The organism is Dyadobacter sp. BE31, assembly GCF_031457695.1.
In the GTDB taxonomy this organism is placed as follows: domain Bacteria; phylum Bacteroidota; class Bacteroidia; order Cytophagales; family Spirosomataceae; genus Dyadobacter.
This window is the reverse complement of sequence record NZ_JAVDXA010000005.1, coordinates 504,312-517,476: the sequence shown is the minus strand read 5'-3', so window position 1 is coordinate 517,476 and position 13,165 is coordinate 504,312. Positions and strand designations below refer to the sequence as shown.

Genomic DNA, 13,165 nt, shown 5'->3' with positions numbered 1-13,165 from the left:
TGTTTCAAGCCATTAGAACAGGGTTTTTCTTTTTTTCGGCGAAATTCTGAAAAAAACTTTTGTAGAAGTCGCGTTACCAAAATTACAAGCCAACGTCTAAATGCTATCACCTAAACCGTGCAGGCAATGTTGGCACACAAAATTCAGATTGCAGATTTCGCAGCATTTCAAGACTGGTCGGAGCACCCGCTTTGGAAAGCGATCCGGTTCCGTTGGTACTGGTTTCTTATTTCACCGGCGCTCTCGGTGTTGGTTGGATTCACTTTCCTGCGGTATAAAACGCCGCATTATACCATTACAGCCTCCCTGCTGGTTCAGGACGACTCGCGAGGCAGTGACTTTCATGAAACGGCCCTATTGGAAGAGCTCGGGCTACCCGACGCTACCAGTAGTGTGGAAAACGAAATTGAAATACTCAAAAGCCGGACCCTGCTGAGCCAGGTCATCGCCGACCTGCATTTAACAATTCAATACTTCGCCTCCGGTCATCTCAAAACGACCGAATTGTACGAGAAAACACCTTACAGAATCAGGTTTATCAAAACTCGTCCTGCAAAACCAGTAACCTATCACCTCAGCCGGCAACCCGGCGGCACATTTACGCTTCAAACACCAGACGGTATTTACAAAGGTCATTTTGGTCAGGGCTTGAAACTTCCACACGGGACGGCGATCATTGATACCACGCGTTTCAAACCTGCTTCCGAGTATCAATATTCCTTCAAAATATCGGAAACAGAACCGGTACTCGACCATTATTCGCGCGTTTTGAGCGTCCAGGCGCCCAACAAAACAGCCAGTCTGGTGAATCTGTCGGTACAGGACGTTTTGCCCATGAAAGGCGAGGCTATTTTGAGGCAACTCCTTGCGCGGTATCAAAAGGCGAGTATCGGCGAGAAGAACAAAGTGGCCGACAACACCATTGCGTTCATTAATACCAACCTGACACGCATTTCACACGAACTGGCGCAGGTTGAAACAAACATCGAACACTTCCGCAAACGCCACAGGGTCATTGATATGACGGAAGACAGCCGCCAGGCGCTTCAAAGGTCAGCGAGCAATGCGATGGAAGAAAAAGAGTTAGCTATCCGCCTGAAAATCGTACAACTACTCGAAGCACATCTGCGCGAAAGGCCCGCTACCGCCATTCCCTCCTCATTGTATCCACAGGAGGGCAGTTTTGAGGCATTAGCAGGAAAATACAACGAAATGCAGCTCACGAGGATCGCAGCGCTCGCGACAATGGCACCGGATCACCCTCAATTGAGGTCGCTCGAAAAACAAATAGGGGCTCTGAGAAATAACCTGTTCGATGCGGTTCAACATCAAATGCGGGAACTCAAACTGAGCCTCGCCGCCATCCACCGACATGCCCAAGAATCCGAGGCCGAAATAGCGCAGCTGCCCGGACATCAGCGGGCGTTTCTCTCACAGTCGCGCGAGCAGGGTATCCAGCAAGAACTGTATTTGTTTTTGCTCAAAAAACGCATGGAAACCGCGATCTCCCGCTCTGCAAACATTGCCAACGCAAGGGTAATCGACCCGCCAAAGGCCGGCCGGCTTCCCGCATATCCCAACCGGCAACTGACCATCCTGATAGCAGTTTTCACGGGCATTCTGGCGCCAGTCGGGGTGTTGTATACCGGGCAGATCTTCAACAATAAAATCACTTCGAAAGAAGATATTCTGCGACACTGCGATGTGGTGATCGTCGGAGAGATCAGCCAGCAAAGCCGCGCCGCTTTGTTGAAAATGGCGGATAATCGCAGCCTTGTCAGGGAGCAGTTCCGTTCGTTGCGTACGAATATTCAGTTTATAACAGGCGCAAGACAATGTACGGTGCTATTACTTACCTCCGCAATGGCCAACGAAGGGAAATCGTTCGTAGCCATGCACCTCGCGGATTCACTTGCGCTCGCATGTAAGAAAGTCCTCCTCATCGATTTCGATTTAAGAAAACCGTCCCTGGCTAACTTGCTAAACCTGCGACCGGAAGGAGTAACAGAATGCATTACATCCGGAAACGAACCGCTGATTCAACGAAACGCCGCCGGATCACCTTTTGACTTCCTCGCAGCCGGGCTACAACACCCCGGAACAGGTGAAATAATACTGTCCGCCAAAGTCGCCGACCTTATTTCAGGCCTTAAAACCCGCTACGATTATGTACTGCTCGATAGTCCACCCGTTGGCCTGGTAGCCGACGCACGTCTCCTCGGCGCTCATGCCGACATGACATTGTACATCGTCCGGCAAAATTTCACATTCATTCACCAACTTGCCGAGATACAAAAGGCCCGCAATCAGTCACATCTGCCTGATTTGCACGTCGTCCTCAACGGGACCCGCGGCTTGCACCGGTACCAATACAACTACTATTAATATCCATCTAATCCACAAAACACACCTATGAAACAGCACATTTATGTTATCGGGGAAGTGGGCCAGGCCCACGAAGGCAGCATCGGCCTCGCACATGCGTACATCGACGCACTCGCTTATGCGGGGGCAAATGCGGCCAAGTTCCAGGTTCACATTGCCGACGCGGAAAGCAGCATTTATGAAGATTTCCGCGTCAAAATCCCCTACCAGAACGGTTCGCGATTCGACTACTGGAAAAGCATGGAATTTAGCCCGGATGAATGGGATGGGCTCAAAAAACATTGCGAAAAAGTGGGGCTGGACTTTCTCGCCAGCCCGTTTTCCCTGGCGGCAGTCGAATTACTGAATGCGATCGGGGTATTCGGCTTCAAAATCGGTTCCGGGGAGGTGGATAACCTGCCGATGCTCGACAAAATAGCCAGTACCGGAAAGCCCGTCATTCTATCGTCGGGGCTTAGTTCCTGGACAGAACTGGACCAAGCCATGGCCTTTCTGCAATCGCGGGGAACGCCGGTCTCCATTCTTCAATGCACAACCGCCTATCCCACCAAGCCGCATCAGTGGGGGCTCAACGTCATGTTTGAGATGAGTCAGCGTTACCAGGTTGCGGTAGGTTTTTCGGATCACTCGGGCGACATTTTCGCATGCCTCGCCGCGGCTGCCCTCGGCGCGCGCCTGCTCGAATTTCATGTCACCTTCGACAAGCGGATGAGCAATCCAGATGCCTCTTCATCGCTGACTCTGCGACAAGCGACCACGCTGATCGCAGGTATACGAAAAATTGAAACTGCCTTGAACTTCCCAGTCAACAAAGATGCGAATGCTGCTTTTTCGAGAATGAAAAGCATGTTTGGCAAGTCCCTGGCCGTCAACCGCGATCTGCGGAAAGGCGAACAAATCCAATGCTCCGATCTGGAAACCAAAAAGCCGGCCGGATTTGGAATGGCAGCGGCAAGGTACCAGGAAGTTTTGGGTAAAACACTGACCAGAGATATTGCTAAATGGGAGTTTCTCACCGAAAACCACCTTCATCATGCGTAAAATCTGCGTTGTACTCACCGCCCGTGCCAGTTACAGCCGGGTTAAAACCGTGCTGACAGCCATCCACGCGCACCCCGGGCTCTCATTACAAATTGTCATAACGGGAAGCGCATTGGTCGATAGGTTTGGAAACATTCTTCCACACCTGGAAGCGGAGAACTTACCGGTTTCAGCCATTATCCCAAACCTGCTGGATGTAGAAAGCGACACCGCCTCGGCCAAAACCACCGGGCTTGCCGTCGTCGAGCTGGCTACATTTTTTGCCAATCATCGCCCGGATGTGGTGGTTACCGTCGCCGACCGCTTCGAAACCATTGCCACAGCCATCGCAGCCGTGAACATGAATATTCCGCTCGCTCACATTCAGGGCGGCGAAATTACCGGCAACATCGACGACCGGATCAGAAACAGCATTTCCCAGCTGGCCGACTTACATTTTACAGCCACTGAAAATGCGCGGGCACGTCTTATCCAAATGGGAGCTTTGCCACAGAAGGTTTACCACACCGGCTGTCCTGCTATCGACCTCGTTTATCAACATAAAAGTTCCGATTTCAATCCCTATGAAACCTATGGAGGCGTAGGTGTGCAGCCGGATTTGAATACGCCGTATTTGATGGTACTACAACACCCCGTAACCACCGAAACGGCGCACTCCAAATGGCAGATTGGCAATACCCTTCGTGCCATGGCAGCTCTGAATATGCCCGGCATCTGGTTTTGGCCTAATGCAGATCCGGGAACCGCCGGTACCGCCCAGGGCATACGGGCATTTAGGGAAGAGCATCCTGAGCTTCCTTTTCATTTTTTCAAAAATATGGAATCCGCTCACTTCATCCAGTTGCTTCGAAAATGCGCATGCTTTGTCGGCAATTCCAGCGTCGGGATACGCGAATGCAGTGCACTAGGCGTACCGGCAGTGAATATCGGAAGCAGGCAAAACGGCCGTGAGCGCGGTCCGAATGTTACGGATTGCCTACCCGACACCGAGGCCATTATAGCCGCCGTCCGGCGCCAGCTAGCGCACGGGCCTTTCGCGCCCGTAAGATTATACGGAAAGGGCAACGCCGGAGAGCAGATATCCAGGCAACTGGCGACCATTCCATTCATTCTCAAAAAACACCTTCTCACAATATAATGGCGCCATTTTCGAAAATCCTCGGCCTCATTCCGGCGAGAATGGGATCCAAAAGCGTTCCCGGCAAGAATATGAAACTGCTTGACGGAACGCCGCTGATCCAATACACTTTTGAAGCAGCGGAGCAGTCGGAGTTACTGAATACGATCCTGGTTTCAACGGATTGCCCGGAAACCGCATTCTTTTCCAATTGTTTTGCCAAAATAACCGCTCCGTTTCTGCGGCCGGCGAATCTGGCCACGGACTACTCGCCGATGATCGATGTAGCGAATCACGCGCTGAACTATGCGGAGGAGCATTTGGGTGCCTTCGAATACATCGTGCTGCTCCAACCTACCTGCCCGTTCCGTGCACCGGGCATTATCGACGAAGCTATCCGGCACGTCGTCCGGCAAAATGCCGACAGCCTGGTCACCTTGCGAAAAATCCCCGACGCATTCAATCCCCACTGGGCATACGCTTTCGGGCAAAACGGACTTGAAAAAGTCGTCGAACGCCACACATTCACCCGACGACAAGACCTCCCCGCGACCTATCACCGCGACGGCGAGATCTACATCACGCGCACCGCACTCATCCGCGAAGGACTGATTACCGGCGGCAAGGCAATAGCCTGGCTGAATGACCATGCATTTGGAATCAATATCGACACGCCTGCCGATTGGGCACGGGCAGAAAACCTTGTTCAACAATGGAAAAAGCAAACCAAAAACATATTCTCGTACTGATTACCAATCCGTTTGCGTTGATCAACGTCATTCATTCCGGGTTGATCGGCGAACTTGCGGAACATTACCGGATTTCCGTCATGTCGGATTTACTGACAATCGCCGACATCGAGCGATTCAACAGGCACTTCGGGTTAAATATGACCCTGCTGCCATTGCCGGTTCCGACAGTTTCAAAGCCTCTGAAATGGGTACGGAGCATCCAGATGCTGCTTTTCGGGCACCATCATAATGTGGACACTATCCGTATCAAACTCATGGAACGGAGCCCGTTGGCGTATCGGCTATTCTCTGTTTCTCAAAAGAGCCCTATGCTCATATTTCTGAGCGGAACGCTATTAGGCTTCATCAGAAACTGGCTCATTCGCCGCACAACGCTGCCGGGTATCGACACGTTGGTTGCCAAATATCACATCCAGGCAGTGATTTCAACTTCTCCGCTCGACCTGCGCGAGAATACTGTCGCTAATTCGCTTAACGTTCATGGAATCCCCATTATATCGATCATCGTCAGTTGGGATAATCTGACTTCAAAAGGCGTCATCAATTCTAAATCAGACCTGGTGCTGGTCTGGAATAAGCAGGTCGCCCTCGAATACAACCGGTTCTATACTTCTTTGGGAGATCATACGTTCGTGCGCATTGCCGGCATTCCGAGGTTTGACACCTATTTCCGGAAACTACCGGATCGACGCCATCACCTGGCCGATAGCGCAGAGCCCCACCTCCCGACGCGGATGATCCTTTTCGCGACAGGCGCGGTCAAACACCACACTTGCCAGAACTACATTATCCGCGACCTGATCGAGTATGCGCAAAATCGCCCTGAAATCATGATTTTGGTAAGATGCCATCCTGGCGACGATCCGAGGCGCTACAATGGTTTCACGAGCATTCAGAACATTCGCTTTTTCCAACCGTTTGGTCAAAATCAGATCCCTCCCGCCGATTTTCTTGAAATGCTCCATTCGCAGCTGATAACATGCGCGGTATGCGTGCAAGTCGCGTCTACCATGCTGCTGGATGCATTTGCTTGCAACAAACCTTGTATCAGCATTGCATACGACGCGCACGAAGGCATGCATTATGCGAAATCGGTGCGGCGGTTTTATGACTACTCCCACCAACAACTGCTACCGGATTACCTGAAAGCCCAAACTGTTTACCATCGTCGGGAGCTATTTGAGAAGCTGGATGAAATAATGCTAGGCCGCTATGCTCCCGGCAACCTCAGCAATGCGCTAAAACAGGCGATTCATCACACCACGCCCGATTCCGTGCAGTTGACCACTCAATATATCCGGGAATGGCTAGGCTGATCGTCGCGGCGGGCAGCATGAGCTTGCTATCCGTTGGCATTGCCTGGCTCATCCTGTTGCTTTTCGACTCACTGCACATTTTCGGAGGAAGCACCATTCAAACTGTATTCGTTTTCGGTTTCTATACCTATTGTGTTGCCGTACTGATCATCCCGTCGGAACACAAGGCATTTTATGTACTTAGCATGCCCGTTCTGAGCCAGTTTTTACATCTATTTCAGAAATACGACTTCCCGGCCGGAGCCAACTCGCTGTGGCGGCTATTTCCTTTCCTATTGGGAGATCTTTACATGCTCTCTGTACTAGCCCGTTTCAAAACGGATCTTTCCGATATTGAAAAAAGCCTGATCGCATCATGGATTGCATTCAATTTCCTGGTGATCGCCATTTCCCCTAACCTCGCAGGGATCATCACCGGCGCATTCACGTTGTTTCTCGTCACCATTCCCCTGTATTTTCTTTACCTGAGCATCCTTTCGCAGCATCCCTCATTTCCCGCTACCCTGGAACGGTCGCTTTGCCTTACTTTCATTCTGCTGGCGCTCGGGACATTTGGTCTGGTGTATTTCGGAGCACAATACAAAGGTGCCAGCAACCTGCTGGTAACCCGGAACATTTCGGATACCAATATAACGATGGCCTATTTCATACTCCTCTGGCCGTTTGCCATAAGTTATGCCATGCGCTCAGCATACTCCTGGCTGGCAGCTCCGTTGTTGATTCTCCTTTTTCTGCTCGTAGTCATACTATCCTTTTCACGCGGGGCAGTCTTTATTGTGCTGCCCTATCTCGTCGCTTCAATATGGATTATGAGTAGTTGGAAGCAAATGTTATGGCTTATGGTACCTGCCGCTGTGCTCAGCGCTGGTTTCGATAATCTGATCCCTCTCATCAATCCGGATCTGGCGTATTCATGGCAATTGCGTTTTGCGGATTTCCGGACTCTCGGGCCGTCGGTACGGAACATTCAGGAAGCGAGCGGAAGGGCGGAAATCCAGCGGCTGGCATACGAGCTGTTTCTTGAAAGTCCTATTTACGGGCATGGCACAGGGAGTTTCGAAATGCTCGGCCCCGGTTATCGTGAAGCGCATTCAATGTTTTTTACCATTCTGGCTGAGCAGGGGCTGATCGGAATGTTGTATCTGTACGGGTTGTTCGCGGCATTAGGCTATGGCCTGATCAAAACCACTGCGCCTCCACGCCCGATACTGCCCGTAGCACTGGGCGTCTACCTGGTATTCGTGCATTCGGTAGGATATGCATTTGTAATTGTCCCCTCCAAAAGCCTCACAATCAACTGCATTGCACCAGTCCTGCTTATCTGCATTTATTTTTATTCCAAAACCATCGGAAACGATCCTGTTCCTACCGCTCATGGCTAAACTTCTGATTATGGGAAAAATGCCGCCACCGATCGGAGGCGTGAGCATGCACGTACAACGACTCACACGAGGTCTGCGGCAGCAGAGATTTGACTTCGACTTTTGCGACTACGGGAAGACCTCCATTTTCAAAATCTTCTTTAAAATAGCCACACATGCAACCATCCATGTCCATTTTTCGAACCCCATTGCGCAGGCGGTACTGGCCGTATTCTGTCGGCTTACCGGTAAGAAACTAATTATTACCTATCACGGGCGATGGGGCAGATACCCGGCGCTCGGAAACCGGGCCGTAAAGTTATCCGCACGCCTCACGCACGTACCCATTGTTCAGGACCGCGCAAGCCTGCTGCAAGCGCTACGCTGCAACCCACGCTCACGCGAAATTTCAACTTACATCGCCGACCCGGAGATACTACCCCTGGCCGCCCCCTTGCGGGCAATACTAACCTCCCGTCGTAAGTACTACCGCGCGACATTTTGCACGAATGCATGGAATGTAACATTTGATAGAAGCGGCCGGGAGATCTACGGCGTTTCAGAAATGATCAGTTGCTTCGCAAGTTATCCGGAGTACCAATTGCTCGTATCGGACCCATCCGGCAATTACCGATCGTACATCCAGCAGCGCATCCCACACATTTCAAGCAACATCTTTTTTATCAACCACTTACACGACTTCAAAAGTATTCTATTGCTTTCCGAGGCATTCATCCGAAATACTACTACCGATGGCGTATCCTTATCGGTTCACGAGGCACGTGAACTGGGAATACCGGTTATGGCATCTGCGGCGGTGCAGAGGCCGCCATTTTGCAGCGTTTTTAAAGACCTTTCGAAAACCGATTTAACGGCAAAACTGGAAGAAGCGAGACGACGGATTACCTTACCTTATGAGGCTCCCGATGTAGTAGTAAAGCTTGTTGAATTGTATCGCGAGATCACGCGGGAGTAGTACTAATTAACTGATAAACAGTCTATAAAAAACAAAGGCATAGAAAAATTTCCATGCCCTGTTTCACACTATACACACACTATATTTTTAATATCTATATATCGCTCGGATAAATTTCGAATTGAATTTCAATACCGCAAAATAACAAACTAAAGTAATCAGAAAAAAACTTTAGGATGCGAATTTCTAAATTCTAATCAGAAAATAATGGACATTTCCTTAAATATTTTTTGACGGATTGTCCTATACCTCAAAATTACGGAAAATTGGCGTAATTATTGCTCAAACTACTCTGCCTGATTACTTTCGTACAATTAACACTCACCAACTCATTCATGGAATCACTTTTTACCACCGACGCACTCATCAGTTTACTCACACTGACGTTACTGGAAGTCGTCCTTGGCATTGACAACGTAATTTTCATCACAATCGTTTCGGGCAAACTGCCTGTCAGCCAAAGAAAAAAAGCGCAAAACAATGGTTTGCTCATCGCACTGGTGCTACGGATCGCACTTTTGTTTGCCATTTCGTGGGTGATCGGCCTCAAAGAAGACGTTCTGACCTTGTTCGGCCATGGTTTTAGCGGACGCGATCTTATCCTGCTCGGCGGGGGACTTTTCCTGCTTTACAGCACCACCAAGGAAATTCACCACAAGCTCGAAGGCGAGCCGGAAGACCTGCCATCAGGTGATATTTCAGGTAAAAAATCCATGTCATTCGGCAGTGCGCTGGTACAGATCGCTTTGCTGAACATCATCTTCTCGTTCGACTCCGTGCTTACGGCAGTCGGTCTGGTGAAAGAGGTCCCGATTATGATCATCGCCGTCATCGCGTCGACGTTCATTATGATTGCTTTTGCGGCCAAAATCGGGGATTTTGTAAATAATCACCCTTCCATCAAAATTTTAGCGCTGTCATTTTTGTTGATGATTGGCACGCTGCTCGTGGCAGAGGCATTCCACTACGAAATCCCGAAAGGCTACGCCTATTTCGCGATGGCATTCTCGTTCTTCGTGGAATTGCTCAATATGAGGCTGGATAAGAAGAAAAATCCGGTGAAGCTGCGCGACCGCGTGAACTGAACATTTAGAAAATTATGCGCATTAACCCCGAAACGGTAGAGAGGATTAAGCACGCCGCAGATATTGTGGAAGTGGTAGGGGATTTTGTGTCCTTGAAGAAAAAAGGGGCCAACTATTCGGCTTGCTGCCCGTTTCATAACGAAAAAACGCCATCCTTTAACGTCAACCCGGTAAGGCAAATCTACAAATGCTTTGGCTGCGGGGCTGCGGGCGATTCCATCAAGTTTGTGATGGACATCGATGGCATTGGCTACGGTGAAGCATTGCGTTACCTGGCCGGCAAGTACAATATCGAGATTGAGGAAGAGGAACTTACAGATGAAGAGACCATCCGGCAGAATGTGCGGGAGAGTTTGTACATCATCCTCAACTATGCCAAAAACTATTACCAGCACCAGCTCCATAACAGCGAGGAAGGCCAGGCGATCGGTCTGAGTTATTTCCGGGAGCGTGGTTTTACGAATGAAATCCGCAAGAAGTTCGAGCTCGGTTACAGCCTCGACAATTGGGATTCGTTTTCCAAAGAAGCATTAGAAAAGGGGTACTCGGCGGAGATTCTTGAAAAAGCCGGTCTGCTAATCCATAAGGAGGGCAGCCACACGGCTGGTTACGACCGTTTCCGTGGCCGGGTTATTTTCCCCATCCACAATATCGCAGGGAAGACGATCGCCTTCGGTGCGCGGATATTGAAGTCTGACAAAAATCAGCCGAAATACCTCAACTCGCCCGAAACGGAAGTTTACCACAAAAGCGAAGTCCTCTACGGCATTTACCAGGCAAAGAACGCGATCCGCAGCCTCGAACATTGTTACCTGGTTGAAGGATACACGGACGTTATCTCGCTGCATCAGGCGGGGATAGAGAACGTCGTCGCCTCGTCCGGGACGTCGCTCACGGTCGAGCAAATCCGGCTGATCGGCCGCTTTACACCCAACATCACCATCCTGTATGATGGAGATATGGCGGGTATCAAAGCCGCATTGCGTGGTTTGGACCTTGTTTTGGAGGAAGGTCTGAATGTAAATGTCGTCCTTTTCCCCGACAACGAAGATCCCGACAGCTATGTGCGCAGGGTAGGTGCCGAGGCATTCAAAGCACATTTGAAGAAAGCCTCGAAGGACTTTATCACCTTCAAAACGGAAATCCTGTTGCAGGACGCCGGAAACGACCCTTTCAGGCTGGCGGCGGTGATCCAGGAAGTCGTCAACAGCATTGTCAAAATCCCCGACGCAATCAAACGGCAGGTGTTTTTCCACCGCACGTCGGAAATGATGCGGGTGGACGAGCAAATGCTGATCACCGAGGGCAACAAGCTGATGCGGAAGCAGCAGACCGCCAAACCAACCGAACGGCAGCCCCGGCAAAATAATGCAGGTTCGCAAGGGTATACTAATTCCAAAGGCCCGGAAATCGACGGTCCGCCCGATCTGGACGCGCTGTTTAGCGACGGTTTCGGACCATTTGCGGGCGAACCGGATGCTAACCCGTTCGTACCGGAGGAAGCTGCGCCCGAAACGTTCCAACGAACGAAGCTGCATTACCAGGAGGAAGCATTCGTGCGCCTGCTCGTCGTACATGGCGCGCGTGAGCTGGAACCTTCCATTACGGTTTGTCAGTATGTTTTGGGGCAAATCGAGGGGATCGAGCTGAAAGATCCTGTATTCAGCCATTTGCTGACCCTATTCCGTGAAAATTTCAACCGGAACCACGTCCTCACCACCGACTACTTCCTGCAACACCACGAGGCGGATATCCGGAACCTGACCATCGAATGGCTAACTCAAAAACACGAGCTTAGCGAACTTTGGCAGGAGAAATACGAGATTTACGTGCCGTTTGAGACGGACGTGCTGGACAAAACTGCATTCAACAATATTCTCAGGCTGAAAAAAGCATTCATTGAAGAAAAAATGAAGGTTTGCCTGCAACAAGCGGTACACGCGCAGACGGAAGAGGAACAACATGCCATTATGACGGAATTTATGTTCTACAAAGGCATCAGCATGGCAGCCGCCAAGGAATTGGGAAGCGTAATCGGATGATTTAACCTTAATACTCGCTGTCATGAAAAATGCCCCGGCCTTTTTGTGTTTTTTTTTGCTGATTACCGCGTGCAGCCCATCCTATAAATTACTGAAAGTCAAAAAAGAAGACTCCTTCAAGCTCTCCGACTTCCCTACTTATGGCTTTTACGATATCGAGGCCAAGGGCGATACGGTTTCCCAAAACTTTGAGAAAAACGTAGGCATTATCAAGGAAGCTATTGCCAAAAACCTGCAAGCCCGCGGGCTCGACGAGGCGCGTGACCCCAGCCTGAAAATCAATATTGCATTGAATGTGCAGGAGCAATTGCAAACGCGGCAAACAGACTTCCGCACCGACGGCCTGCCGCGGTACATGGGCCAGCGGCGCTACTCCTGGAAAAGTGAAGAGGTAGTAACCGGCAAATACCGCGAAGGCACGATCGTGATCGACCTGGTAGATGCTGCGAATAACCGGATGGTTTGGCAAGGTGGGGCGAGCGGCATCATCCCTGAAAAAACGAAGAACTTTACCGAAGATATCAACCAGGTAATCAGCGAAGTAGTGGCTAAAATACCCTGATTACGGACAACAAAAAGGGTCGCTTCGTTATCGGAAACAACCCTTTCAATGTCGTGAATATCGGAGTTACTAAGCATTGTTGTTGACTACGCCGCGAGCTTTTTCGCTCACATTCTCGGCCACACCATTTGCTTTTTCTTTTGCGCTGCTTACGTTTTTCAGGAACCCATCTTTGAGTTTGTCTGCCAGGTGCGACAGTTCTTCAAGGCTTTTCTCATATTTGTCCTTAGCGTTTCCACCCAGGTCATTTGCCTTATTTTTGATCAATTTGCGGGTTTCTTTTCCGTTTTTAGGAGCTACCAAAAGGCCAATCGCGATGCCTGTTAACAGTGCTCCGATCGAGCCAATCAAAAATTTTTGGTTCTTGTTCATACGAATTCCCTATTTTGTGTTGATAAAAACATTAGAACTGAAAATAACAAAATACTGTGCCACTTCGCAAGTCAGCGCGCCGATTTTCCATAAACGGCATTTTCTCTCCCCTGCTTTTATCCCTATTCCTGATTACAGCGGGGAAAAGCACGGCGC

11 protein-coding genes are annotated in these 13,165 nt (G+C 50.1%); 10 read left to right on the top strand and 1 reads right to left on the bottom strand.

Annotated features, from left to right (window positions below; all coding sequences use genetic code 11):
* Positions 1-126: 126 nt before the first annotated feature.
* From J2Y43_RS25465 to J2Y43_RS25420, 10 genes are all read left to right on the top strand, one after another.
* On the top strand, positions 127-2,385 hold the full coding sequence (locus J2Y43_RS25465) for a Wzz/FepE/Etk N-terminal domain-containing protein (protein ID WP_309988001.1): 2,259 nt from the start codon (positions 127-129) through the stop codon (positions 2,383-2,385).
* A 27-nt stretch (positions 2,386-2,412) separates the two neighbouring features.
* Positions 2,413-3,426, top strand: a complete 1,014-nt coding sequence (locus J2Y43_RS25460) for an N-acetylneuraminate synthase family protein (RefSeq protein WP_309988003.1) — start codon at positions 2,413-2,415, stop codon at positions 3,424-3,426.
* Positions 3,419-4,564 (top strand): UDP-N-acetylglucosamine 2-epimerase, encoded by a 1,146-nt coding sequence (gene neuC / locus J2Y43_RS25455; RefSeq protein ID WP_309988005.1) that lies wholly within the window; start codon positions 3,419-3,421, stop codon positions 4,562-4,564. Before J2Y43_RS25460 ends, neuC begins: the two co-directional genes overlap by 8 nt.
* The gene (locus tag J2Y43_RS25450) at positions 4,564-5,292 is read left to right on the top strand and encodes an acylneuraminate cytidylyltransferase family protein (RefSeq protein WP_309988007.1); all 729 of its coding nucleotides are present in this window, start codon (positions 4,564-4,566) and stop codon (positions 5,290-5,292) included. Before neuC ends, J2Y43_RS25450 begins: the two co-directional genes overlap by 1 nt.
* The gene (locus J2Y43_RS25445) at positions 5,256-6,611 is read left to right on the top strand and encodes a hypothetical protein (protein WP_309988008.1); all 1,356 of its coding nucleotides are present in this window, start codon (positions 5,256-5,258) and stop codon (positions 6,609-6,611) included. The genes J2Y43_RS25450 and J2Y43_RS25445 overlap by 37 nt, the downstream gene beginning before the upstream one ends.
* Entirely contained in the window at positions 6,599-7,993 is a 1,395-nt protein-coding gene (locus J2Y43_RS25440; RefSeq protein ID WP_309988010.1) for an O-antigen ligase family protein, read from the top strand. The genes J2Y43_RS25445 and J2Y43_RS25440 overlap by 13 nt, the downstream gene beginning before the upstream one ends.
* On the top strand, positions 7,986-8,948 hold the full coding sequence (locus J2Y43_RS25435; protein WP_309988012.1) for a hypothetical protein: 963 nt from the start codon (positions 7,986-7,988) through the stop codon (positions 8,946-8,948). The genes J2Y43_RS25440 and J2Y43_RS25435 overlap by 8 nt, the downstream gene beginning before the upstream one ends.
* A gap of 335 nt (positions 8,949-9,283) precedes the next feature.
* Positions 9,284-10,033: a TerC family protein gene (locus J2Y43_RS25430; protein ID WP_309988013.1), complete on the top strand. Its 750-nt coding sequence runs from the start codon at positions 9,284-9,286 to the stop codon at positions 10,031-10,033.
* A 14-nt stretch (positions 10,034-10,047) separates the two neighbouring features.
* Positions 10,048-12,075 carry a DNA primase gene (gene dnaG / locus J2Y43_RS25425; protein WP_309988015.1) on the top strand — a complete coding sequence of 676 codons (2,028 nt, stop codon included), beginning with the start codon at positions 10,048-10,050 and terminating at the stop codon, positions 12,073-12,075.
* Between the two features lie 22 nt (positions 12,076-12,097).
* Positions 12,098-12,637 carry a DUF4136 domain-containing protein gene (locus J2Y43_RS25420; RefSeq protein WP_309988016.1) on the top strand — a complete coding sequence of 180 codons (540 nt, stop codon included), beginning with the start codon at positions 12,098-12,100 and terminating at the stop codon, positions 12,635-12,637.
* 69 nt (positions 12,638-12,706) lie between these two features.
* On the opposite strand, the gene J2Y43_RS25415 is transcribed toward J2Y43_RS25420, so the two are convergent.
* Positions 12,707-13,009: a YtxH domain-containing protein gene (locus J2Y43_RS25415; protein ID WP_309988018.1), complete on the bottom strand. Its 303-nt coding sequence runs from the start codon at positions 13,007-13,009 to the stop codon at positions 12,707-12,709.
* Between the last annotated feature and the right edge of the window lie 156 nt (positions 13,010-13,165).